22 protein-coding genes are annotated in these 23,728 nt (G+C 41.0%); 8 read left to right on the top strand and 14 right to left on the bottom strand.

The annotated features are described in order from the left end of the window. Positions 1 to 5 precede the first annotated feature (5 nt). Both H5180_RS13175 and H5180_RS13170 read right to left on the bottom strand, forming a co-directional pair. Positions 6 to 335, bottom strand: coding sequence for a 5-carboxymethyl-2-hydroxymuconate Delta-isomerase (locus H5180_RS13175; protein ID WP_145234757.1), 330 nt, complete (start codon positions 333 to 335; stop codon positions 6 to 8). Between the two features lie 17 nt (positions 336 to 352). After that, the gene (locus H5180_RS13170) at positions 353 to 940 is read right to left on the bottom strand and encodes an outer membrane beta-barrel protein (protein WP_182731317.1); all 588 of its coding nucleotides are present in this window, start codon (positions 938 to 940) and stop codon (positions 353 to 355) included. A gap of 104 nt (positions 941 to 1,044) precedes the next feature. Here H5180_RS13170 and H5180_RS13165 point away from each other — a divergent pair, with 104 nt between their 5' ends. The 7 genes from H5180_RS13165 to H5180_RS13135 all read left to right on the top strand — a co-directional run bounded on the left by H5180_RS13165 (position 1,045) and on the right by H5180_RS13135 (position 7,196). After that, positions 1,045 to 1,515 carry a CreA family protein gene (locus H5180_RS13165; protein ID WP_182731318.1) on the top strand — a complete coding sequence of 157 codons (471 nt, stop codon included), beginning with the start codon at positions 1,045 to 1,047 and terminating at the stop codon, positions 1,513 to 1,515. A 15-nt stretch (positions 1,516 to 1,530) separates the two neighbouring features. Beyond that, entirely contained in the window at positions 1,531 to 2,313 is a 783-nt protein-coding gene (locus H5180_RS13160) for a hypothetical protein (RefSeq protein ID WP_182758366.1), read from the top strand. Between the two features lie 2 nt (positions 2,314 to 2,315). Continuing rightward, positions 2,316 to 2,939: a LysE family translocator gene (locus H5180_RS13155; protein ID WP_145234766.1), complete on the top strand. Its 624-nt coding sequence runs from the start codon at positions 2,316 to 2,318 to the stop codon at positions 2,937 to 2,939. A 34-nt stretch (positions 2,940 to 2,973) separates the two neighbouring features. Next, positions 2,974 to 3,468, top strand: a complete 495-nt coding sequence (locus H5180_RS13150) for a gamma-glutamylcyclotransferase family protein (protein ID WP_145234768.1) — start codon at positions 2,974 to 2,976, stop codon at positions 3,466 to 3,468. Positions 3,469 to 3,497: 29 nt separating this feature from the next. Beyond that, positions 3,498 to 5,042, top strand: coding sequence for a serine hydrolase (locus tag H5180_RS13145; protein ID WP_145234770.1), 1,545 nt, complete (start codon positions 3,498 to 3,500; stop codon positions 5,040 to 5,042). A gap of 72 nt (positions 5,043 to 5,114) precedes the next feature. Then, entirely contained in the window at positions 5,115 to 6,038 is a 924-nt protein-coding gene (locus tag H5180_RS13140; protein WP_182758365.1) for a histone deacetylase family protein, read from the top strand. Between the two features lie 78 nt (positions 6,039 to 6,116). After that, positions 6,117 to 7,196 carry a DKNYY domain-containing protein gene (locus H5180_RS13135; RefSeq protein ID WP_182758364.1) on the top strand — a complete coding sequence of 360 codons (1,080 nt, stop codon included), beginning with the start codon at positions 6,117 to 6,119 and terminating at the stop codon, positions 7,194 to 7,196. Between the two features lie 39 nt (positions 7,197 to 7,235). On the opposite strand, the gene H5180_RS13130 is transcribed toward H5180_RS13135, so the two are convergent. The 3 genes from H5180_RS13130 to H5180_RS13120 form a co-directional block, all read right to left on the bottom strand. Next, on the bottom strand, positions 7,236 to 7,391 hold the full coding sequence (locus tag H5180_RS13130) for a hypothetical protein (RefSeq protein ID WP_182758363.1): 156 nt from the start codon (positions 7,389 to 7,391) through the stop codon (positions 7,236 to 7,238). A 235-nt stretch (positions 7,392 to 7,626) separates the two neighbouring features. After that, positions 7,627 to 8,604 (bottom strand): porphobilinogen synthase, encoded by a 978-nt coding sequence (gene hemB, locus H5180_RS13125; RefSeq protein ID WP_182758362.1) that lies wholly within the window; start codon positions 8,602 to 8,604, stop codon positions 7,627 to 7,629. Between the two features lie 254 nt (positions 8,605 to 8,858). Next, positions 8,859 to 9,155, bottom strand: coding sequence for a DUF4144 family protein (locus tag H5180_RS13120; protein WP_145234779.1), 297 nt, complete (start codon positions 9,153 to 9,155; stop codon positions 8,859 to 8,861). A gap of 79 nt (positions 9,156 to 9,234) precedes the next feature. Between H5180_RS13120 and H5180_RS13115 the strand changes: the two genes are divergently transcribed. Next, on the top strand, positions 9,235 to 11,751 hold the full coding sequence (locus H5180_RS13115) for an EAL domain-containing protein (RefSeq protein ID WP_182758361.1): 2,517 nt from the start codon (positions 9,235 to 9,237) through the stop codon (positions 11,749 to 11,751). Here H5180_RS13115 and H5180_RS13110 read toward each other — a convergent pair. The 9 genes from H5180_RS13110 to rpoD form a co-directional block, all read right to left on the bottom strand. Further along, positions 11,730 to 12,539: a DUF2797 domain-containing protein gene (locus tag H5180_RS13110; RefSeq protein ID WP_145234783.1), complete on the bottom strand. Its 810-nt coding sequence runs from the start codon at positions 12,537 to 12,539 to the stop codon at positions 11,730 to 11,732. The genes H5180_RS13115 and H5180_RS13110 overlap by 22 nt on opposite strands. 67 nt (positions 12,540 to 12,606) lie before the next feature. Continuing rightward, the gene (locus H5180_RS13105; RefSeq protein ID WP_182758360.1) at positions 12,607 to 15,126 is read right to left on the bottom strand and encodes an EAL domain-containing protein; all 2,520 of its coding nucleotides are present in this window, start codon (positions 15,124 to 15,126) and stop codon (positions 12,607 to 12,609) included. Positions 15,127 to 15,224: 98 nt separating this feature from the next. Beyond that, positions 15,225 to 16,508 carry a phosphoribosylamine--glycine ligase gene (purD, locus tag H5180_RS13100; RefSeq protein WP_182734541.1) on the bottom strand — a complete coding sequence of 428 codons (1,284 nt, stop codon included), beginning with the start codon at positions 16,506 to 16,508 and terminating at the stop codon, positions 15,225 to 15,227. A gap of 14 nt (positions 16,509 to 16,522) precedes the next feature. After that, positions 16,523 to 17,341 (bottom strand): class I SAM-dependent methyltransferase, encoded by an 819-nt coding sequence (locus H5180_RS13095; protein ID WP_145234789.1) that lies wholly within the window; start codon positions 17,339 to 17,341, stop codon positions 16,523 to 16,525. A gap of 108 nt (positions 17,342 to 17,449) precedes the next feature. Next, positions 17,450 to 19,036, bottom strand: coding sequence for a bifunctional phosphoribosylaminoimidazolecarboxamide formyltransferase/IMP cyclohydrolase (purH, locus tag H5180_RS13090; protein WP_182717208.1), 1,587 nt, complete (start codon positions 19,034 to 19,036; stop codon positions 17,450 to 17,452). 211 nt (positions 19,037 to 19,247) lie between these two features. Continuing rightward, positions 19,248 to 19,538 (bottom strand): DNA-binding transcriptional regulator Fis, encoded by a 291-nt coding sequence (gene fis / locus H5180_RS13085; RefSeq protein ID WP_002957804.1) that lies wholly within the window; start codon positions 19,536 to 19,538, stop codon positions 19,248 to 19,250. 20 nt (positions 19,539 to 19,558) lie between these two features. Further along, positions 19,559 to 20,530, bottom strand: a complete 972-nt coding sequence (gene dusB, locus H5180_RS13080) for a tRNA dihydrouridine synthase DusB (protein ID WP_182731350.1) — start codon at positions 20,528 to 20,530, stop codon at positions 19,559 to 19,561. 281 nt (positions 20,531 to 20,811) lie between these two features. Next, complete coding sequence (prmA, locus tag H5180_RS13075) at positions 20,812 to 21,693, bottom strand: 50S ribosomal protein L11 methyltransferase (RefSeq protein ID WP_182758359.1); 882 nt, start codon at positions 21,691 to 21,693, stop codon at positions 20,812 to 20,814. A gap of 68 nt (positions 21,694 to 21,761) precedes the next feature. Beyond that, positions 21,762 to 23,603, bottom strand: a complete 1,842-nt coding sequence (gene rpoD / locus H5180_RS13070) for an RNA polymerase sigma factor RpoD (RefSeq protein WP_145234798.1) — start codon at positions 23,601 to 23,603, stop codon at positions 21,762 to 21,764. Between the last annotated feature and the right edge of the window lie 125 nt (positions 23,604 to 23,728).

The following is a 23,728-nucleotide window of genomic DNA, read 5'->3' as shown; positions in this document are numbered from 1 at the left end:
GCTGTTTAACACTTTCGGTAAATTTCGTGTTCCATATCGTGAACGTTAACACTTAAGCTGTCTGATTCTCGGCAGTATATTTTTAAACAGTCTAACAACTGCTCGCTGAGTTGTTGCTTTTGTTTAATTGTACGCCCTTGCATAATGTGTGCGCCAATATGGATAAAACCTTCCTTACCATCGCCCAATTGATAATGTGTATAGGCTATAGCGCGAGTTTTAATCGTTGCTAATTCAAACAAGCCACTGTTAAACGTTGCTTGATGAATTTTTTCAACCAATACCTGCGGTAATACCGGTAAATCTTCAGAATGTTCAATGATGATATGTGGCATGTTATCTATTTGCTCCCCTAAAAACGATATGTGAAACCTAAGCTGGTTTGAAACTGATTGAGTACATCACCATCAAAATGCCACAAGCATTGCTTGTTTTCGTCTGTTGGTAATGTACATGAAACGTTACTGGCATTATTGACGATCGTTGCAAGCCAGCGAGTTTCAAATAAGATGCGAGCTTGATCGCTAAATAAGTATTCTAAACCGCCATACAGGCCGCTGGCAAAGAAAGTATCAGAGCTGGCGAAGTTAGGACTTATGTAATTTGCACCAATTTGTGCGCCGACATAACTATTAATGTGGTTGCTTAAAGGGACTTCAACAGCACTTTGAAACATAAAATACTGCATTTCAACGTTTTTATCAGGGGAGGATTGAAAGTCACTTTCGGTGTTTGAAAAGTAAAAACCATAACGAGCTGAGTCAATTGTTCTATCAATACTAAAAGCAAGATGGTTACTATCTTTGAGCTCTATTGCTAAACCGTTTTTAGTTTCTAATGATTGATTAAAGCTTTTACCAGTATAAATACTCAGTGAGTAACCAGCTAACGCACTCTGACTTACTAACAGTAAGCACAGTAAAACAAATACTTTTTTCATGGTGTCGTGCTCGTTGTTGTGATTAATTTAAGTTAGTATTGAAACATAGCTGAATATTAAATGTAAGCCACGAATCGTTTACCCCTACATGGAGCAAGTAATATATGAAACCTATAATGATAGGCGTATTGACAGGTTTATTGATCACCTTAGCGGGCTGCTCTGATGATGTTGCATCAGTTAGTTTGGGATTATTTACCACTAAAGATATTAAAGTTAACTCGCAACAAGACCCTCTAGTAAAAGGCGTAACCTGCCATATTAGCCATATCGAAGCAAACTTAGATTTTGCTGATCCGTCTGATATGTCTATTGCGTGTCGCCAAACAGGACCAATTACTGCCGACCAATTACAAGCGATTGACCGTAGTAAGTCGGGTGAGGTGGTATTTAAATCATCAAAAAGTATTTTATTTAAATCATTAAAAGTGCGTCGAATTTATGATGCGCAAACGCGAACTCTGTTATATCTGTCGTATTCAACTAAAGAGTCAACCGGCAGTCATCATCATGCGTTATCCACTGTGCCATTGTATAACACCCAAGCATGGGCATGGGCACAAGAGCAAGAATAAGCAAAAGAGCAAACTATGTTAGCGTTATTTAAAAGCAAACCTTTATTAGATGAACAAGAGCAGCAATGGCTGATTGATACTTTTGTGTGGGCGGTGGAAAATTTTGACAGCGATTATTTCATTAATAACTCGCAATTAGTTTTGCCAAACCACCAATGCTTTCCCGATGCGGTTTCAAGCATTGAAGAAATGGCCAGTAAAGTGTTTGAGCGAGTGGTTGGCTATGCGGGGCTGCAAGCTTGGCCAATTACGCTGGTGGCTCCACAGCAATTGCAGCCGCAAGTATTTCCTCATTTTGCTTTTAGTAATCAGTTACGTGGTGATAATAGCCAATTAATTGTGCCGCCAAGCCATACGGTTAATGTGTCATTTAATCCAAATCAAATTAATCAGCCACAAGATTTAGTGGCCTGCTTTGCCGGTACTTTAGCGACAATTATGATCCACCATGTGGGCGTGTTACCACCAGGCGGTAAAGAGTTTTTACCACAGGCCGCCGATGCCGTGGCATGTTTTTTAGGTTTTGGGGTAATGATGAGCAATACGGTATATCAGTTTAAAGGGGGCTGTGGCTCGTGTTACAACCCCTATGCGAACAGGCAAGCTGCACTTAGTGAACCGCAAACCTTATTTATGCATGCCCTTATTTGCCACTTTAAAGGCTATAAAGATTCTAAAAAGCATTTAAAGCCGCACTTACGCAGCCAATTCAAAAAGGCGCAAAAAGAAATAAAAGCCTTAGTTAATAGTACTGCTAATCCGTTGTTGTTAGCGCTTGATGATAAAAAAGCGGGGTAATCGTGGCTTATTTAGATGAGTTTTTATTGATTGCACTGGCGCACTTTTTTGCTGTAGCAAGCCCCGGCCCAGATTTTGCCATTGTGCTTAAACAAAGTGTTCAGCAGGGGCGTCGTAATGCATTGTGGACCAGCTTTGGGGTAGGCCTGGCTATTTTATTACATGTTAGTTATTGCTTACTCGGGGTTGCGGTTTTATTAACGCAATCACCAAACGTATTTATGGCATTAAAATATTTAGCGGGTGCATACTTGGCCTACATTGGTGTGCAAGCGCTTAGAAGTGCTAGACCGGCGCCAGCGCAGCAAGAAACTGTTTTTCAATCTCAAGGTGTTGAATCCAGTTGGATTGCATTTCGTCGCGGCTTTTTAACCAATGCGTTAAACCCAAAAGCCACGTTATTTTTTATGTCGTTGTTTACTTTAGTGATCAGCCAATCAACGCCATTAATTGTGCAAGCAGGCTATGGGCTGTATATGGCATTGGCAACGTGGGCGTGGTTTTCGTTTCTATCCTTGGTGCTATCAAAGCCTAGTGTTCGCGGTTTTTTTCAAAAAAGTGGCTATTGGTTTGACCGTGGTATTGGCGTGATTTTGATCGCTCTAGCAATAAGAATTGTAGTGTAAGTGTTGTTTTAACAGAAATCTGTAGTAGGTGAATATGGCTGTATATAATTTTTCGTTTGGTTCAAATATGTCGTCGAGTCGTTTGTTGGCGCGTTTACCAAACGCTACTCGTATTGGTACGGCAATACTAGCCGGTTACGAGTTAACCTTTGATATGGTAAGTACTGATGGCTCAGGAAAAGGCAATGTACGCCCATCAAATGATAAGAACGCGCAAGTATATGGCGTGGTATATCAACTCAATGACGCAGAAAAAACGATTTTAGACGCCATCGAAGGGCCTCGTTATGACTGCGTAGATATTCAAGTAACATTACTTGATGGGCAACAAGTAGCGGCGCATTGTTATATTGCCAACACCACTGATGCTCAGATACTGCCTTACGATTGGTATATGCAGCACGTTCATCGCGGTGCGCTTGAAGCTGGTGTGCCAAATGCGTACAGTGATGCCATAAAGTCTCGGCCAACCTGCCAAGATAGCGACAGTGCGCGTGCAGCCATTGAGTTTGCTGTACATCAAAAATAAAAACTAAAATGATAACTCCAAGGATTGTTATGAAATTAACTAAACTAGCGATTGCGGCCACCTTATTAGCAGGCTGTGCATTTAATAGCTACGCCGATATTGATACCAAGCACATTAATCAAGTGATTGAAAATTCAATGGCGCGCTTTGATGTGCCGGGTATGGCCGTGGCGATTGTTGAAAACGATAAGGTTATTTTTGCTAAAGGCTTTGGTGTTAGTAACTTAGATACAGGTAGTAAGGTGAATAAAGACACCTTATTTGGTATTGCATCAAATACTAAAGCATTTACGGTTGCGGCATTGGCAAAATTAGTTGATGAAGAAAAGCTCAGTTGGGATGACAAGGTAATTGATCACCTTCCTGAATTTCGTTTATACGACCCTTATGTAACCCGCGAAATGACGATCCGTGATTTATTAAGTCACCGTAGTGGTTTAGGGTTAGGCCAAGGGGATTTAATGATTTGGCCTGACACCGATAAATCAATCGAAGAAATTCTCGCAGGCCTTAAATATTTAAAACCAGCTAGTAGCTTTCGCAGCACATACGCTTATAACAACTTGATGTTTGTGACCGCTGGCGAGGTAGTCGCGCGGGTCTCAGGTATGAGCTGGAATGATTATATTGAAAAGAATATTCTCCAGCCTTTGCACATGGATAACTCACGCGCCGGTTTTTCGCGTATTCCAAAAAGTAATAAGAACTGGGCAACGGGTCATATTCCTATGGATGGTCAATTACATCCATTTTTCGTTAATTACTTAGAAGATTTTCGTGGTGCCGGCGCTATTGCATCCAGTGTGAATGATATGAGCCAATGGCTACGTACACAATTAGCCCATGGTAAAATGCCAAATGGCGAGCAGTTGTTTAGTGAAAAACAACAAGAGCAAATGTGGCATCCACATATTACCTCACTGGCGTCAAAAAGCGCTTATGAGGCTTATCATCAGCAATTTAGAGGTTATGGTTTAGGTTGGAGCATTGAAGACTACCACGGTATTAAAAAATTAGGCCATGGTGGTGGTATTTTAGGAATGGTATCGCAGGTGACGTTATTGCCTGAGAAAAACCTCGGGATTGTTATTTTATCTAATCAGCAAGCATTCGGTGCGCTCTCTGCTATTACTCATGAAGTGCTTGAAGACGCCCTTGAACTTGAAGATAAAGATTGGGTAGCAGAGTTGGCTAAAAAGCATTTTGAAGGTAAGCAAAAAGCGTATGCTAATGCTAAACCGGACGCTCCTGCAGACTATCAACCACAGTTACCAAATATTAGCTACACCGGCACTTTGCACGATGATTGGTATGGTGATGTTATTATTGAAGAGCTAGACGGTAAGTTACGTATTGATTTCACGCATACTAAACGTTTAAAAGGGCAGCTTGAGCATTACACGGGCAACACATTTATCGTCAAGTGGGATGAAAAGCTACTCGAAGCTGATGCGTATATTAGCTTTGATATGAGCACTAAAAATCGTGTGAATGAAGCGACAATGCGTGCAGTATCAACAGCGGTGACTGATTTCAGTTTTGATTTTAGAAATCTTCATTTGCAAGCTAAATAGTAAACCAAAGTCGCAAAGCCACCAAAGGGTGGCTTTGTTATAGTTACAGTCGTTAACTCATTTGGAGCATTTATGCGTACTGCGATTATTTCTCATCCTTTTTGCCGTAAACACAAAATGATCGCGGATCATCCAGAGTGTCCTGAGCGCTTAGATGCTATTACCGATCGTCTTTTGGCCAGTGGCTTGGATATTGCCGTGCAGCAAAAGCAAGCGCCTAAAGCATTACGTGAGCATTACTTATTAGCCCATGATGAGGCCCTTGTATCGCTGGTGGAAAACACCCTCCCGGAACAAGGTTTAGTATCACTTGATGGCGACACTTGGTTATGCCCAGAGTCATTTTTGGCAATTGAGCGGGCGGTAGGGGCAGGGCTATTAGCCGTCGATGAAATATTAGCGGATAACCTCGATGCCGCATTTTGCTCCGTACGGCCACCGGGTCATCATGCAAACCGTACAACCTCTGCCGGCTTTTGTGTGTTTAATAACTTAGCAATTTCGGTGAAGTACGCGCAAAGTAAAGGGATTAAGCGCATTGCGATTGTCGATTTTGATGTTCACCACGGTAATGGCACGCAAGACATTTTTATCGATGATGACAATGTGTTGCTTTGCTCATTATTTCAGCATCCTTTTTACCCTAATACCGCCGTTGAAAATAACGATACATTGGTTAATTCACCGTTGCCCATAGCAAGCGATGGCAATGATTTAAAAACGTTGTATAACCAACAGTGGTTACCTAAATTAGCAGAGTTTAAGCCAGAATTATTGTTTATCAGCGCAGGGTTTGATGCGCATTTTGAAGATGATATGGCAAGCCTCAAATTTGTTGAGGCTGATTATGCCTGGTTGACACAACAGCTGTGTGACATGGTAAAAAGTACTGGCTGTAAAGGGATTATCTCTTTTTTAGAAGGAGGATATAATTTATCTGCGCTAGGGCGAAGCGCTGTAGAACATATTAGAGTGTTTGCAGAAGCAGAAGAGTAGCTTTATTTTCATTCTACAATTAAGTAAAAATATTGGTTGTTGTATGATACCAATACAACTAATTAAACAAGGAAGATAATGTCTGTAGTAATTAATATCTTAGTCACGTTGGCACTGTGCTTTTGGGGAAGCATGATGATGATGTCGCCGATGATGTTCGGTGCCCCTGGCGCGACGAATAACAAGCAAGCGGTATTAACAGCCTTATTATTTTTAAGCTATCCGGTACCGTTATTTTTGTTGATTGGTTTATTTGGTGGTAGTTATTTTGGCATTAACAGTTACAAGATGGCACTGATAAGTGTCGTTGTTATCGGATTTTTATTTACGATATTTGGCTATACCAGTATGGTTAAGAATCTGCTTCAAGGTGTTGCCAATGGTGGCTACTGTGTGGTCGAACAGCGTGTTTACTATAATGCTAAGTTAATGGAACACGCTGATGCTGAAAGCTTTATCAGTTACAGTCAAGCTGATTTAAATACCTATGATGCTCAACTGTACGCTAAAGATAAACAGCATCTTTACTACAGCGGTCAAGCTGTGAGTGGTGTTAACCTTGAAAACTTGCACGCTAAGATAATTGGCAGTGATCTTTATTGGCTTAACGATACTCAGGTGATTAAAGGCGAGCGTATTGTTGAGGGCGCAGATCCTAGCACTTATTCAGCATATGATTATTATAGTTTTTGGAATATCTCAGGGCATGAGGGAAATCAGGTCATTTACCATCACGATGAACCCATGCATAACATAGATGCGCAGTCATTTGTCCCTATTGATGATAGTTATGGGAAAGACGGGCAACATATCTTTTATCAAGGTCTCGCTATTTTAGCGGATGTTGATATTGATACCGCCAGTTTTTCACGATTAGATGAAAATTTTGCCAGCGATAATCAGCATATTTTTTACTTAAATGGGGAAGATAGCCATATATTGATAGGCGCTGAACCTGTTAATTTTGAGGTGTTTGAGCGCAACTACTACAGAAGTGGTGAGATTGTTTATTACGTTACACAATATGAGTCAGCAAAGCCGATGCCACAGATACATGCAGCCAGCTTTACGGTCACTCAATATGATGAACAAACGAATTCGGATGCTTACGATAAAAATAATTACTATCTTCGTGGTGAGGTTGTTGTAACGCGCTAAGGCGTTGCGATGAACGAGGTAATTTGCTGTTGAAAATGATTAAACAGAAGGAAGTTTATTCATACTCTCGGGTAACTTGCCTACGTTGGTTTGCGTTGCATCAACTTGGTTTATATCGATAAAGTCAAGTTGCCCATTTGCTATGATCTGCTTACCATTACTCAGTTTTAATGGTGTACTTCCTTGATTCTGCAAAGTTGTGGTGATTATTGACTCTTTTTATCGGTTATCTATGAGCAATATTTGTAAAAACACAGCAAACATTACTTATCCTCACTCTATAAAACAAGACAAATTATGATTTACGAGATCAAGTTTTGTTTTTTAATTTTTGCGCATGTAACACGTTAAGATATTTACGTAGGTTTAAACTAAGCCAATATAGGGTTAGCGTGTTCTAAAATGTTACATGCCCTAAAAATTACCACGGTTATTCTTTTAACCACTGTGCAACTTGTTTTGTATAATAACTCACTATTAAATCAGCGCCTGCACGTTTGAAGCCGGTCAGTGTTTCAAATATCACTTTCTTTTCATCAAGGGCACCTGCTAATGCTGCAAATTTAATAGCGGCATACTCACCACCAACTTGGTAGGCAGCTAAAGGTAAGTTTGTTTTCTCTCTCAAGCTGCTAAGGACATCAAGATAGGGCGTGCCTGGTTTCACCATTAGAATATCAGCGCCTTCTTGTTCATCAAGAAGGGCTTCTTGAAGCGCTTGACGAATATTTGCGTAATCCATTTGATAGCCTTTGCGATCACCACTTAATTCACAATCAACAGCAGCTCTAAATGGACCATAGAAAGATGAAGCAAATTTAATGGCGTGAGCTAAAATGGCAACATGTTCAAACCCTGCATTGTCAAGGCCTGCTCGAATAGCTTTAACTTGACCATCCATCATCGCAGATGGGGCTAGCATATCGGCACCTGCTTTTGCTGCGCATACACTCTGCTTTACAAGGTTAGCAACAGTTTGGTCGTTACAAACTTGATTATCTTCAACAACGCCACAGTGTCCATGATCTGTATATTCACAAAAACAAATGTCGGGTATTACCATCATCTCGGGGCATGTTTGTTTGATTGTTTTAATCATACGTGCCAGTAAACCATCATCGTGCCATGTATCACTGCCAACACTGTCTTTATGATGCGATATGCCAAAAGGCATAACATACTGAATTCCTAATCTATGCAGTTCAGTAATCTCTTGGGCTAATGCATGTTCAGGAATGCGCTGTATACCAGGCATAGTGGATATTTCTAGACTTTCAGTTAACGACTCTTCGATAAAAATAGGATGGATAAGATCGCCAATATTAAAATCAAATTCGCGTACTAGCTGTCGCATTGCATCACTGTGGCGAAGCCTGCGCATGCGTCTTGATAAATTAGGTGTACTCATTGCTATCTGCCTTACTGAGCTGAGTATAACGAGATGTTTATAATATCATTTTTATCACTGTAAACGATATGCGTTAAATCAATATTAAAGGCGTGTTCATGGTAGTAACCTTTTTCTTTATTTGTAATAAATAAACTGTAAATACTAGGTTACCGGTGTAGAAGTCGCTAGTGGGGTTTGCTGTTCTTTATTGTTATCGCTGCCACTACACGCGACTAAACTCATGGATAAAACGGCTGATGCAACTAAACGTGCTATTTTATTCCTAATAGATCAAATGCTTGTGGAGCTGTTAGGCTCGTTATTTTAGTTAAGCAGCAGTGTCCTTCTTGTGCTAAGTGCTGCGTTACTCTGCGAGCTAACTCTATGTTAGTCAGCGGTGTTGCAAGGTTAAATGCTAAATCAAAATATTCGCCTTGTTTATTCAATATCACACAGTGTTGCTGTTGTTCAGCGGTTAAACTGTGTAGATAGTCATTTAAATCTCGTTGTTCATTAATAATTTCTAGCTCGTTGTCACTACATATCAAGTAAGGGAAGTAAGTATGCATGCATTTATTGTCCTGTATCAAATAGCGCGAGCAATATAATAATATAATTATAGTTCGTATTATACTAAGGACGAATATTATGAAACAAACTCGCCACCCTCAACAGGTATCAGATATTTTTTCTAGGAAATTAGTATGTTGTTCCACCGATACCTCTTTAGTTGATGCTGTACGGTTGATGCAGGTTCATAATATAAGCGCAATTTTTGTAAAACGACAGCAAGCAATCGTTGGTATTTGGACAGAAGCCGATTGCATTAAACTAGACTTTACTGACAGCAACCTTAAACATATTGAAATTCAAAGCGTAATGAGCAGTCCGGTATTGAAAATCTCCTGTCAGCAATTATTGTGTGATGCCGCGCTTATTTTTTATCAACACAATGTTCGCCATTTATTAGTTATTGATAACAATGATCTACCATGCGGCGTTATTAGTATCAGTGATATTGTACGTAATCAAGGGCTTGATCACTATTTACAATTTAGACCAATCAAAGAGCAATATCATAAAAATGTGTTAGTGGTACCTAGTTATTTGATGCTCAGTGAAGGCGTTGAAATGATGCGCGAGCGAACCGCCCAAGTTATTTTAGTGTATAACCAGCAGCAAGACGAACATGGCATTATCACCCAGCGAGATTTACTGCATTTGATTGTCGAACCCGATAGTAATGCGTCATGTTGGAGCTTTGCGAGTCGGCCCTTGTATCGGGTAAGCTCAAAAAGCAGTTTATTCGATGCGTATCGATTAATGTCTACCAACAATGTGCGTCATTTAGTGGTCACTGATGATTTGGAGATTAAGGGAGTGCTCGCCATTGAGCATCTTGTTAATGAAATAGAAAGCGCCTATTACAGTGAGCTTGAAAAAGTACTTGAACAACGTGATATAGACCTTCAGCATTCACAGCGTAATTTGTATCTCGCGAATAAAATAATCGATGCCTCGCTAGATGGTATTATGATCACCCAACAAAATGGTGTGATCATGCAGGTTAATCCTGCTTTTACCGCGCTTACCGGCTATCAAGAATATGAAGTGGTCGGCAAACACCCTAGAATTCTAAGCTCCGGAAAGCACGGTAAAAATTTCTACGTAAAAATGTGGCAATCAATTACCCAAACTGGTGTGTGGCAAGGGGAAATATGCAATCGTAAAAAAAATGGTGATTTGTATGTTGAATGGCTAACTATTATTGCTATCCGCGAGCCAAATGATGATGAGCTAGTGTATGCGGCGATTTTTAGCGATATCACTGAACGTAAAACTGCAGAAGACAAAATTGTTCAGTTAGCTTATTTTGATGAGCTAACAGGCTTACCTAATAGACGCTTATTTAATGACAGATTAACCATGGCATTAGCTGCTGCACATCGAAATAACGACATGTTAGCAGTGATGTTTATTGACCTAGATCGGTTTAAAGAAATCAATGATAGCTTAGGGCATAGTGCGGGGGATGAGTTATTAAAAATGGTGGCAATACGGCTGCAAAACGTATTGTGTGAAGGTGATACTTTAGCGCGATTAGGTGGCGACGAATTTGTGGTGCTATGCGAGATTGATGATATTAGCGCAGTGATTAGTTTAGCCGATCAAATTTTAAATAACTTAAACACTCCTTTTCAGCTCGAAGGGCTTGAGGTAGGCGCGACGGCATCAATCGGTGCTGCGGTCTATCCTGATGATGGTCTCGATAGTGAAACTTTACTAAAACACGCTGATATTGCCATGTATCGCTCTAAAGAAGTGGGTAGAAACTCATTTCAGTTATTTAAGCCATCGATGAATGCACGCTCTTTAGAGCGCTTTGCGATGATGAGCCGGTTTCAATATGCGCTCGAAAATGATGAGTTTGAACTGTATTTTCAGCCTAAACAGTGTTTAAGAAGTAAAGCTATCAAAGGTGTTGAAGCACTATTACGTTGGCAAGATCCCGCGCTTGGCATAATATCGCCTGCACAGTTTATCCCATTGGCGGAAGAACTAGGTCTAATTGTAAAGCTGGATCTCTGGGTGCTCAATAACGCTGGCATGCAATTGGCGTTATGGCAACAACAAGGAATAACGGCTGGTCGGTTGGCAATTAATATCTCAGCTTGCCATCTTAGTCAGGGGAGTTTATCAAGTAGCGTTGAGAAAATGCTCCAGCGCTATAATTTATCGGGAAATTGTCTTGAAATAGAGTTAACAGAAAGTAGTTTTATTAGCTCATTTAGTCAGGCGAAAAGAGAATTGTGGCAACTTAAAAAAATGGGCGTACAGATTGCGCTAGATGATTTTGGTACCGGCTATTCGGCACTGAGTTACCTTACAAAATTACCCATAGATACACTAAAAATAGATGCCAGCTTTATTGCTAAAGTACCCGATGAATACGGTAATAGTGAGATTGTTGCCGCGATAGTGGCAATGGCGAATAGTCTTAATTTAAAAGTTATCGCTGAAGGGGTTGAAAAGCTTGCTCAGTATAGTTACTTATTGGAGCTAGGCTGCGATGTGATCCAAGGCTATTACTATTGCCGCCCGTTAACGCAGCGGCAATGGTTAGAGTTTTATCAGCTGCAAAATCAACCTACGGTGATATCGTAAGAGGTAAATTTACGAATGTTGATAACGCCAGTATCAAAGATCAAGTACTGGCCTTTAATACCGTTTAGAATACCACTCACAACTGGCTCTTTATCAAAATTAAAAGAGCTAATTTTAGTTGGGTAGGCGGTAACAGGGAACTCTAAATCAACCACTTCTTCATCAAGTTGTTCTATCGCAGTAGCACCAAAGAGCTCTGCAAGTTCATTTAGTTTATCGGCAATTTGTGGAATAAGTTCTGCCGCAGCAGCTTTTAAATCAAGGACATCGCTTTGTCCTTTGAGCATATTACGCCAATTGGTTTTATCGGCAATAAATTGTGCTAAGGCAACTTCAACTAATCCAGATTGTAAGCGCGTTTGTACTTTGAATATTGGCAGTGCTTGCGTTGCACCTTGGTCAATCCAGCGGGTTGGAATTTGTGTATGACGGGTGATCCCCACTTTCAGCCCTGACGTGTTCGCAAGATAGACATAATGTGGGATCATACAGTTTTCTTCGCCCCACTGTGGTTCACGGCAAGTACCTTGGTCAAAGTGACATGTTTCAGGTTTCATAATACACATATCGCAGCTAGCAAGCTTACGCATACATACAAAACAATGACCTTGCGAGTAACTTTTTTTGGTTTTTTTACCGCAGCTAGAACATACAATAGCGCCATTAAAAGTCAGTGTAAGCTGCTTGCCAATATAGGCATTAAGATCGACCAACTCATCACCCACAGGCAAATGATACTGAATCGGTTGTGTTAGCGATGATTTTAATTTTTTGATAGTGCCTTGCATCTTTACGCCCCTAAAGATGTGAAAAAGAGGATTCTATCAGTAATCCTTAAACATGTGGCAATTTTACTTAATTCGCTTGTTTATTTTCAGCTAACCACAACAAATAGTCATCCACAGCGATGGCTTTGGAGTAATAGTACCCTTGCCCGTAGTCTGCCTCCATGGCCTTTAAAAGTTGTTGTGTTGTTACATCTTCAACACCCTCGGCAGTGACTTTTAAACCTAGGCTATGAGCCATTTCTATCGCAGCCTTAACAATTACTCTATTAGCACTGTGAGTAGGGAGACCTATAATAAATGATTTATCTATTTTTAAGGTTGAAAAGTTGTAGCTAACAAAACAATTTAGTGACGAATAGCCAGTACCAAAATCATCTAAAATCACTTCAATACCAAGGCGGGTTAATTGTTCAACTAAGTGAATCATTTGCTGTTGGTTTGCAATTAAAGCTGACTCAGTAAGTTCAAACTTAAGTTGTTTGGCAGGAACATTGTGTTTGAGTAAGGTGTTTTCAATTTTTTCAATTAAATTATGGATCATTAAGTTTTTAGCACTTAAATTAACGCTTACTTTATGCTTAAAAAAACCTGCGTGATTAAACTTAGCGATATCTTGGCAGGCTTGCTCTAGCACCCACAGTGTGAGTTTATTGATAAGACCAGTACGTTCGGCTAATAGGATTAAAGCCTCTATATTGATTTGCTCATAAGGTGCATTAGGCCAGCGCAATAAGGCTTCACTGCCAATCGTTTGGCCGGTGCGTAAATCTATTTGCGGCTGATGATAAATAGTTAACTGGTTCGTTTTTAAGGCATTTTGAAATGCAGCCGCTAAGCTAATGTTCATAGTGACAGGTATTAATTTTGACTGATTATTTGGATAGCTTGTTTGTGGCGCTTCGGTTAGTGAAAAATAGCCATTTTGCAACCATGTATCAAAGCCACTTTCACCGTCGAGAATACAATATCCCATTGCGTAGCTTAATTGTAAATCAAACCCTTGCACCGGATGATGTTTAGGTAAGCTTTTACGAATTTTGGTTAACTTATCATGCAGTGATTGTGCACTTTGAGTTTTAATTGAAATGAATGCCAGCACACCGTTGCTCAAATCGGCTATCCGCGGACAGGTATCTAGATTGCTCTCTAAATTGATAAATTCACGCTCTTTACTCAGTTGCAGCTCAAGAGATTTAGCAATAGCAACAACAAGTTGACTACTTTGAGTTTGATTTAAAATATGACTGAGTGAATGAAAATCAGTAATTCTAATTAAGCATAAGCTTGCTCTGCGCTGCTTGAGTTGTAAACTCATATAGGCTTGTTTTAGCATGGCACTATTTAATAGTTTGGTTTGCTCTGTATGAGTGGCGTGATACAGCGCCTTTTCTCGTTGATAGCGCACTCTATCCGCAAGTGCCATAGCCATTAATACCACCTCACATAGTATCGCAACTAAAAATGCGTGGCGTATAGCAAAGCTATAAGGTAATACGCCAGTTAATTCAAGCGGTTGAATGGCTGCACCAATAATAAGAGGTATCCATGAAACAACATAGAACTTAGCCCATCGGAAGCCACTACGTAATTTTCTGTAAATCATAATAATACAGACGATGTACAACAATACCAACACAGCAAAAAATATCGGTGCAGCAATATTTTCAGCTATGAAAAAACAACTTATACCTAGACAAAGCATTAAAAGCATTAAATATATACTGAGTTTATAACGCCAGCATTGCTCTTTATGGTAACGCAAAAACATAGTGCAGAATGCTAAGGTAAATAAAGCAATTGCATAGTTGCTAACAACAATATATTTTTGAAAAAATAGCTGCCAACTTAGTGGCCAAAGATAAAAACCAAAACCAAGTACACCCCCCATTAAAATGATGGCACTAATAATGTAACCAATATAGATTAAGTACACGCGATCTTTAATACCAAAAAACAGCACTAAGTTATAAAGTGCCGCCATAATAAGTACACCCACAAATATTCCCCAAATAGCGGTTTGTGAGCGGGTTAAATCCTGAAACTCTGCTTCGCCATATAAATTGACAGGGGTTTTACTTATGCCGGTTGTATCAACTTTCAGTAGTAGCTTTTGTTTACTCTGCGCAGTAATTGTTAGCCGAATATGCGGCACGCTGTATTGAAAAAGAGAGAGTTCAGATTCCAAATCACCAAGTCGAGTGGTCGTTATAATATTATTGTGACTATCTAGGTGATAGACAGTTAAATGATCAACCATTGGATTATCAAAATGAGCGACAATTTTTTCATTTTGTTGGCTACGATTATCTAGATCTACTAGTAACCAGTAATTACGTGGCGTGAAGTTCCAATCGATATGCTCAAAAGGTTTTGCTGTAAAGCTATTTAGGTTGTCTAAAATCTGCTGAGTATGCAGATTTTTTGTATCATCAATGAGATAACTTTGGGATAAATATATGGGAGTTGTTTTGTCGATTGTATATCTAGTGGGCGTGACTAAATGACTTGCGAAATTAGCAATTACATAGAACAAGAAAAGTAGTATTAAAACGGCAATAAAGCGATAGCGAAGATGGTTATTTTTCAATTGTCAGCGTTCTTTTTTTAGTCCTTGAAATTAGTGTAGCACTAAAAAGCGCAGATGAACTGCGCTTTTATTAAATAGTAACTGGTTATACCAATGCGCTATTTTTCCCGAGCGATAGCGCGATAAGCAATATCTGTACGGTATTCCATACCTTGCCAGCTAATTTCATCAACTAGTTGGTAGGCACGTTGCTGCGCTTCGGTCACTGTGTTACCTAGTGCCGTTGCACATAATACTCGGCCACCGGCAGTCACTACGTTATCGCCGTCTTGCTTAGTACCCGCATGGAAGACTTTTTCGCCTTCTGGGTAGGTTACTTTTAGACCACTGATTGCATCACCTTTTGGGTAGTTATCAGGGTAGCCTTGAGCTGCAAGTACCACACCCACTGCTGCGCGTGAGTCAAACTCAATCGTCGTTTTATCAAGTTCAACACGATTAGCTGCTTCAATCAGTTCAACTAAGTCAGACTGTAAACGAAGCATCATAGGTTGTGTTTCAGGATCACCAAAACGACAGTTGTATTCGATTACTTTAGGGGTCCCAGAGTCATCGATCATCAAACCAGCATAGAGGAAGCCAGTGTAAGGATGGCCTTCGCTTGCCATACCTTCTACTGTTGGGTAGATCACTTCGTTCATAATACGCAGGTGGATTTCATCAGTTACCACCGGCGCTGGTGAGTATGCACCCATACCGCCAGTGTTCGGACCTTGATCGCCATTATAAGCGCGTTTGTGATCTTGGCTGGTAGCAAAAGGTAATACGTTTTTACCATCAACCATCACGATAAATGATGCTTCTTCACCTTCTAAGAACTCTTCGATTACCACGCGGCTGCCAGCGTCACCAAAAGCGTTACCGGCTAGCATATCGCGAATAGCATCTTCAGCCTCAACTTCGGTCATGGCAACAATAACGCCTTTACCTGCGGCAAGACCATCAGCTTTGATTACAATCGGCGCGCCTTTTTCTTTTAAATAAGCAAGCGCAGGGTCGATTTGTTCAAACGTTTGATAATCCGCAGTTGGGATAGCATGACGAGCTAAAAAGTCTTTAGTGAATGACTTAGAGCCTTCTAGTTGCGCAGCGCCTGCTGTTGGGCCAAAGATAGCTAAACCGTGCTCACGGAATTTATCTACCACGCCAAGTACTAATGGTACTTCAGGTCCAACAATGGTTAGCTCAACATTATTGTTTTGTGCAAAGCTAAGTAGGCCATCGAGATCTTCAACGTTAATGGCAACATTCTCAAGCTTGGGTTCAAGCGCTGTACCGGCATTACCTGGTGCAACATAAACAGTGTTTACTTTTGTATTTTGAGCGGCTTTGAACGCAAGTGCGTGTTCGCGGCCGCCGCTGCCAATGACTAATACATTCATGGCGAATATCCTATTTAAAGCGGTTTTTTAAATTTCAGCGTCATGCGGTCGCTTTCACCAATTGCTTTATATTTAGCGGCATCTTGCTCGCCAAGTCTAAGGCTTGGTGGAAGGGTCCATACCCCTTTAGGGTGATCGGCTGTATCAAGAGAGTTTGCATTTATGTCACTGCTTGCTGCCAGTTCAAAGCCTGCTTGTTTAGCAAGTTCGATTACCACGCTTTGTTTCATATAACCTGATGACTTTTGCATTTCATCAGCTTGCGCTTCAGGTAGGCGATGTTCAACCACACCTAAAGTACCACCTGGTTTAAGTGCTTTGTAAAAAGACTTAAAGGCATTAGCTGCGGCATCTTTATCTTTGCTCATATACCAATTATGTACGTTGCGGAAGGTTAACACCATGTCGGCGCTGCTCGCCGGGGCAATGTCTAAATGTGTTGAAGGAGCGAATTCAGTCAGCTTTACTTTATTGAATCGCTCATCTTCAGCAATTTTCTTTTTAAAGCCAGCTAGAGCTCGTTGGTAATAACCCACCGATGAGTCAGCAGGGAAATGCGCGGCATAATAAGTGCCTTGCTCTTTCAGTGCTGGCGCTAAAATTTCACTGTACCAGCCGCCGCCAGGCGCAATCTCAACAACAGTCATAGTTGGTTTAAAACCAAAAAACTCTAATGTTTCGACAGGGTGGCGGTATTGATCGCGATCACTGCTGCGCTCGCTTGATTTAACTGCATTATTTAATGCTGAATCATGGCCATGCTCATGGCTAATAGCCATAGTTGATGTCATCGCAAGGGTGGCAACAAGTAGAGATTTTAGTGCAAATTTCATCGTCTGTTCCTTCACATTATATTTTTAGAATAGGTTATAGAATAAGCAGAATACGTGAATTTGGTGCAAACAAAAAGAGCTAACTGATGCAGTTAGCTCTTTGTGTGATTAATGGCGGAAGTGACGCATGCCAGTAAACACCATTGCCATACCAGCTTCGTCAGCGGCAGCGATAACTTCTTCATCGCGCATTGAACCACCTGGTTGGATCACAGCTGTAATACCAGCCTCTGCAGCTGCATCAATACCATCACGGAATGGGAAGAACGCATCAGATGCCATTACTGAACCTTTAACTTCAAGGTTTTCATCAGCGGCTTTAATTCCGGCAATTTTAGCTGAGTAAACGCGGCTCATTTGGCCTGCACCTACACCAATGGTCATACCGTCACGGGCATAAACAATGGCGTTTGATTTAACAAATTTAGCCACTTTCCAGCAGAATAATAAGTCTTTAAGTTCTTGCTCAGTAGGCTGGCGCTTAGACACAACCGTTAAGTCGCCTTGCGTTACCATACCCAAATCACGGTCTTGGATGAGTACACCGCCATTAACGCGTTTGATGTCATGACCTGTCGCTTTGCCTGACCATTGGCCACACTCTAGTAAGCGTACATTTTGCTTAGCCGAAATAATTTGTGCAGCAGCTTCTGATACTTTAGGTGCAATGATCACTTCAACGAATTGACGTGACACAATCGCTTCAGCGGTATCAGCATCAAGCTCTTGGTTAAAGGCGATGATGCCACCAAATGCTGACGTAGGATCGGTTTTGAATGCGCGATCATAGGCTTCAAGGATGTTGTCACCGATTGAAACGCCACAAGGGTTAGCATGTTTAACAATAACACAGGCTGGTACATCAAATTCTTTCACACATTCAAGAGCTGCATCTGTATCAGCAATATTATTGAAAGAAAGTGCTTTACCTTGCAGTTGTATGGCAGTTGCAACAGATGCTTCTTGAACGTCGTTTTCAACATAAAAAGCCGCATCTTGGTGTGAATTTTCACCGTAGCGCATGTCTTGTTTTTTAGTAAACTGCATATTGATAGTGCGTGGGAATTTAGTTTCCTCAGCTGCTTCATCAGTGTAATCAGCAACCATCTTACCGAAGTAGTTAGCAATCATGCCATCGTACTGCGCGGTGTGCTCGTAAGCTGCAATGGCAAGATCAAAACGTGTTTTGTATGTAGTTGAACCATTGTTGCTTTGCATTTCGCTGATCACGCGGTCGTAATCTTTGGCGTTTACTACAATAGTCACGTCTTTGTGGTTTTTGGCCGCAGCACGCACCATCGTTGGGCCGCCGATATCAATGTTCTCAATGGCATCTTCAAGGCTGCAGTTTTCTTGAGCGACTGTATTCGCAAAGGGGTATAAGTTAACTACAACGATATCGATAGCTGAGATGTTATGAGCGTCCATTACATCTTCATCTTGACCACGACGCGCTAAAATGCCGCCATGAATTTTTGGGTGAAGAGTTTTTACGCGACCATCCATGATCTCAGGGTGACCTGTGTGGTCAGATACTTCAGTGACTTTAATGCCGTTATCGGCAAGTAATTTACAAGTACCGCCAGTTGATAAGATGTCTACGCCTTGTGATTCAAGAGCGCGAGCAAATTCAACAATACCGGTTTTATCTGACACACTTAGTAGTGCGCGACGAATTGGACGATGTGTATCCATTGTAGTTTGATTACCTCAGTGTTTGAGCTAGCTTAGAAAGGCGCTATTTTAACTGAATATCGCTTAAAAAACGATATTTATACACAAGTCATTTGGGTATACAGAGTGAGGATTTTGCAATTAGACGCTTTTTTGAGGATTTTTAAAGATATAAAAAAAGCACCCGAAGGTGCTTTTTCAAACGAATGTTGTGATAAATCACAACACGGTATTAGTTCATGCCGTATTTCTTTAGTTTCTTACGTAAAGTACCGCGGTTGATACCTAGTAAGATTGCCGCACGTGTTTGGTTGCCACGTGTGTAAGTCATTACTTCTTCAAGTAATGGTGCTTCTAGCTCTGAAAGAACAAGGTCGTAAACGTCTTGCACATCTTGACCGTTAAGCTGTTTTAAATAGTGATGAACAGCTTTCTTCACTGCATCGCGTAATGGCTGCGGTTTCTCGTGTGACTGAACATGAGGGTTAGTGATAAATGGAGAAGTCACGTTTTGTTCGAACATTGTTTATATCTCTTTCTTTCTTAGTTAGCTGCTAGTGTTTTAAAGTATTGCTCTAATGTCTCGATTTGTGCCTGTGGATTATCGAGAGCATTAAATACTCGCCTAAACTGACCGTCACTGTCATGGGTTTGCAAATACCAAGATACATGTTTGCGAGCGATGCGCGCTCCCATTGGTTCGCCGTAAAACGCATGAAGGTTCACTAAGTGTTCCATCAAAATACCACGTACTTCCGTAATTGGAGGCACAGGTAAATGTTCACCGGTTCGCAAATAGTGGTCTATCTCCCTAAATATCCAAGGGCGACCTTGGGCGGCTCGACCAATCATAATGGCATCTGCACCCGTATAGTCCAAAACCTGTTTTGCTTTTTCAGGAGATGTAATATCACCATTAGCAACCACAGGTATCGACACTGAACGTTTTATATCCCTAATTGTGGCGTATTCAGCTTCACCTTTGTACATACATGCGCGTGTACGCCCATGTACGGCCAATGAAGCTATGCCATAACGTTCAGCTATTCTCGCAATCTCAACACCGTTACGGTTATCCTGATCCCATCCTGTGCGGATTTTCAGTGTTACAGGTACATCAACAGCGCTAACCACCGCATCTATAATCTCTTCCACTAAACCAGGAAACTGCAAAAGGGCGGAGCCTGCGAGTTTCTTGTTCACTTTCTTAGCTGGGCACCCCATATTAATATCTATGATCTGTGCACCATTACTTACATTGAATTGTGCAGCCTGCGCCATAAGCTCAGGATCAGCTCCTGCGATTTGCACCGCGCGTATTCCCGATTCACCACTGTGATCCATACGGTTCATCGATTTCTCGGTTTTCCATACCAAAGGATTTGACGATAGCATTTCAGATACAGCTAGCCCCGCACCTAAGCGGCGACAAAGTTGTCTAAATGGTCTATCTGTAATTCCCGCCATTGGCGCCACAATTACATTGTTTTCTAATTGATATGTTCCGATACGCACTGTATTCAATAGGCCTCTTTTCAAGGGGCGCTAAGTTTACGGTTTTTTTGTCGAAAATCAAAGGCTATAAATTGAACAAAAGTGACTTTTTTTTGACTTTTGCATATTGACATTTGATAACAGTTTGACGAACGGCTCTATTTGTGTGAATTTTATACAGAACTAATTTGTGATAAGAAATCATTCAGTTTTTTGGCGTGTAAATAATAGGTAAAGCCTGTTAATTACAGGCTTTACATGAAGGTTTTGCGTTAATACTCTAAATTGCCGAACCCAGCAAGTTAAGCTTTTTTCATACCACTTACACGTGTCCATTCACCTTCAACAGCGATATCATCAAGCGCTAAAAAAGGGGCATAAACATCTGCTACCGACTGCGCTTGTTCTTCTAAAATTCCCGACATAGCAATTTTACCACCTGGTTTTAACAAGCCTAAAATCACGCTGTGTAATTCACGCAGTGGCGCAGCTAAAATATTGGCCACCACGATATCGGCGCTAAACTCAGGCTGATTTTCTGGCAGGTATACTTCGAGTTTATCTGCAACGCCGTTTCGCTGTGCATTATCTAAGCTTGCTTCAAGGGCTTGAGGGTCTATATCGATGCCGATCATGCGCTCAGCGCCAAGTTTGATAGCTGCGATACCTAGAATTCCAGAGCCACAACCAAAGTCGACCACAGTTTTACCGGTCAAATCTTGGCTTTCTAGCCATTTTAAGCACAAAGCGGTGGTGGCATGGGTGCCAGTGCCAAAAGCAAGGCCAGGGTCAAGCAGTACATTGACGGCATCAGGAGCGGGAATATCACGCCAGCTTGGGCAGATCCATAGTTTTTCACCAAACTGAATTGGGTGGAAGTTATCCATCCATTCGCGTTCCCAGTCTTTGTCTTCAAGTTGCTCTATTTTGTACACTAAGGTGTCTTTTAACTCGTCGTGGCGCTGTAATAGAGCTATCACCGCATTCATATCGTGGTTAGCTTCGAATAAACCAATCACAGTCGTGTCAGCCCAAAACACCACAGTGCCGATTTTTGGTTCGTAAATAGGGGTGTCTTTAGCATCAATAAAGGTAACAGACGCACTGCCTGCTGCCATTAATAGATCACTTACTGCATCTGCGGTTGCAGCATTAGCATTGATACGGATTTGGATCCAAGCCATAATTATTTCCTGTAAATAGAAAAAAGGCCGCTACAGCGGCCTTTTAAATTTAAATCTGTATTTGCTAATTACTTAGCATCTAAGAAGCTTTTCAATAAGTCAGAGCGTGAAGGGTGGCGTAATTTACGTAGTGCCTTCGCTTCGATTTGACGAATACGCTCACGCGTTACATCAAACTGTTTACCTACTTCTTCTAAGGTATGGTCGGTATTCATATCGATACCAAAACGCATACGCAATACTTTTGCTTCTCGGGCTGTTAGGCCTGCAAGCACATCGTTGGTAGCACCGCGAAGAGATTCCATTGTTGCCGAGTCGATTGGCGAATCAATAGTAGTGTCTTCGATAAAGTCGCCTAAGTGCGAATCTTCATCATCACCGATTGGCGTTTCCATAGAAATTGGCTCTTTAGCAATCTTAAGTACCTTACGGATTTTATCCTCAGGCATCATCATGCGTTCTGCTAATTCTTCTGGATTTGGCTCACGACCCATTTCTTGCAGCATTTGACGAGAAATACGATTAAGTTTATTAATCGTTTCAATCATATGCACCGGAATACGGATTGTACGCGCTTGGTCGGCGATAGAGCGGGTGATTGCTTGACGGATCCACCACGTAGCATAAGTTGAGAACTTATAACCACGACGATATTCAAACTTATCAACAGCTTTCATCAAACCAATGTTACCTTCTTGGATTAAATCCAAGAATTGTAAACCACGGTTGGTATATTTTTTAGCGATTGAGATTACAAGACGTAAGTTCGCTTCAACCATCTCTTTCTTCGCACGGCGCGCTTTTGCTTCACCAATGCTCATACGACGGTTGATGTCTTTAATACGCTCAATGCTTAAACCTGTGCTTTCTTCGATTACACATAGTTTATTAATACAGCGGATGATTTCTGGTTTGATTTCTTCTAATTTTGCAGAATGTTTTTCATTCGCAGCAATCTCAAGATCAATCCATGCAGCATCAGTTTCATTATTAGCAAAGTGCTTAACAAAAGTTTTCTTCGGTAGCTTAGCGATTTGTACAGCTTGTTTCATGACGATACGTTCTTGAACACGAACTCTGTCCATCATTTCACGCATGTTGTTAACCATACGATCAAACTGTTTCGGCACTAGTTTAAAGGTTTTAAACAGCTCACCAATCTCAAAAATCGCAGCTTGCGATTCTGGATGTGAACGGCCTTTACTATCAAACGTGTCGCGTGCTTTATTGTAAAGATCACGAAGGTTTTCAAAGTGTACACGAGCCTCTTCAGGATCTGGGCCAGTATCTACTTCTTCTTCGTCTTCATCATCGCTATCAGTATCATCGTCATCTTCATCATCAAGTTCTTTTTCGCTTAATTCAGAACCGATATGGGTAGCAGAGATTGGCGCAGCATCTTCATTAGGATCGAAAAAACCAGAGATAATGTCGCTTAAGCGCATTTCTTCTGCTTCAAACTTATCCCATTGCTCAAGCAGGTATGTAATTGCTTCAGGGTATTCTGCAACCGAGATTTGTACTTGGTTGATCCCTTCTTCAATACGCTTAGCGATAACGATTTCGCCTTCACGGGTAAGCAGTTCAACAGTACCCATTTCACGCATGTACATACGAACCGGATCCGTTGTACGGCCGATTTCTTTATCTACAGTAGCAAGCGCAGCGGCTGCAGCTTCTGCTGCGTCTTCATCTGTTGTTGTTTCTTGCATCATCAATTCATCGGCATCAGGCGCGTTTTCGCTAACCTTGATACCCATATCATTGATCATACTAATGATATCTTCTACTTGATCTGAATCGATAATATCTTGTGGAAGGTGATCATTAACTTCTGCAAAAGTTAAATAACCTTGCTCTTTACCTTTTTGAATCAGAAGTTTTAATTGTGACTGAGGAGTTGGATCCATAGAGATTGTTTCTTCCACTCTGATAAGTTGATACAACAGGCGCCAGCTCGCTTATTTATTAAGCCAAGCTAAGTATTATTTGACGCAGTGAATAGCACAGTATAACAGCATAATTCATTTTTGAC

The organism is Pseudoalteromonas sp. SR41-4, from assembly GCF_014163985.1.
Taxonomy (GTDB): Bacteria; Pseudomonadota; Gammaproteobacteria; order Enterobacterales; family Alteromonadaceae; genus Pseudoalteromonas; species Pseudoalteromonas rhizosphaerae.
The sequence above is the reverse complement of the archived record's forward strand: the minus strand, read 5'-3'. Positions and strand labels throughout refer to the sequence as shown.

Bases quoted from the DNA above. Each gene is read 5' to 3' on its own strand.
- H5180_RS13175 (WP_145234757.1), bottom strand. From the start codon at position 335: ATGCCACATATCATCATTGAACATTCTGAAGATTTACCGGTATTACCG.
- H5180_RS13135 (WP_182758364.1), top strand. From the start codon at position 6,117: ATGTCTGTAGTAATTAATATCTTAGTCACGTTGGCACTGTGCTTTTGG.
- H5180_RS13160 (WP_182758366.1), top strand. From the start codon at position 1,531: ATGTTAGCGTTATTTAAAAGCAAACCTTTATTAGATGAACAAGAGCAG.
- prmA (WP_182758359.1), bottom strand. From the start codon at position 21,693: ATGGCTTGGATCCAAATCCGTATCAATGCTAATGCTGCAACCGCAGAT.
- rpoD (WP_145234798.1), bottom strand. From the start codon at position 23,603: ATGGATCCAACTCCTCAGTCACAATTAAAACTTCTGATTCAAAAAGGT.
- H5180_RS13165 (WP_182731318.1), top strand. From the start codon at position 1,045: ATGAAACCTATAATGATAGGCGTATTGACAGGTTTATTGATCACCTTA.
- H5180_RS13115 (WP_182758361.1), top strand. From the start codon at position 9,235: ATGAAACAAACTCGCCACCCTCAACAGGTATCAGATATTTTTTCTAGG.
- purD (WP_182734541.1), bottom strand. From the start codon at position 16,508: ATGAATGTATTAGTCATTGGCAGCGGCGGCCGCGAACACGCACTTGCG.
- H5180_RS13110 (WP_145234783.1), bottom strand. From the start codon at position 12,539: ATGCAAGGCACTATCAAAAAATTAAAATCATCGCTAACACAACCGATT.
- H5180_RS13120 (WP_145234779.1), bottom strand. From the start codon at position 9,155: ATGCATACTTACTTCCCTTACTTGATATGTAGTGACAACGAGCTAGAA.
- H5180_RS13170 (WP_182731317.1), bottom strand. From the start codon at position 940: ATGAAAAAAGTATTTGTTTTACTGTGCTTACTGTTAGTAAGTCAGAGT.
- hemB (WP_182758362.1), bottom strand. From the start codon at position 8,604: ATGAGTACACCTAATTTATCAAGACGCATGCGCAGGCTTCGCCACAGT.
- H5180_RS13145 (WP_145234770.1), top strand. From the start codon at position 3,498: ATGAAATTAACTAAACTAGCGATTGCGGCCACCTTATTAGCAGGCTGT.
- fis (WP_002957804.1), bottom strand. From the start codon at position 19,538: ATGTTCGAACAAAACGTGACTTCTCCATTTATCACTAACCCTCATGTT.
- H5180_RS13150 (WP_145234768.1), top strand. From the start codon at position 2,974: ATGGCTGTATATAATTTTTCGTTTGGTTCAAATATGTCGTCGAGTCGT.
- purH (WP_182717208.1), bottom strand. From the start codon at position 19,036: ATGGATACACATCGTCCAATTCGTCGCGCACTACTAAGTGTGTCAGAT.
- H5180_RS13140 (WP_182758365.1), top strand. From the start codon at position 5,115: ATGCGTACTGCGATTATTTCTCATCCTTTTTGCCGTAAACACAAAATG.
- H5180_RS13095 (WP_145234789.1), bottom strand. From the start codon at position 17,341: ATGAAATTTGCACTAAAATCTCTACTTGTTGCCACCCTTGCGATGACA.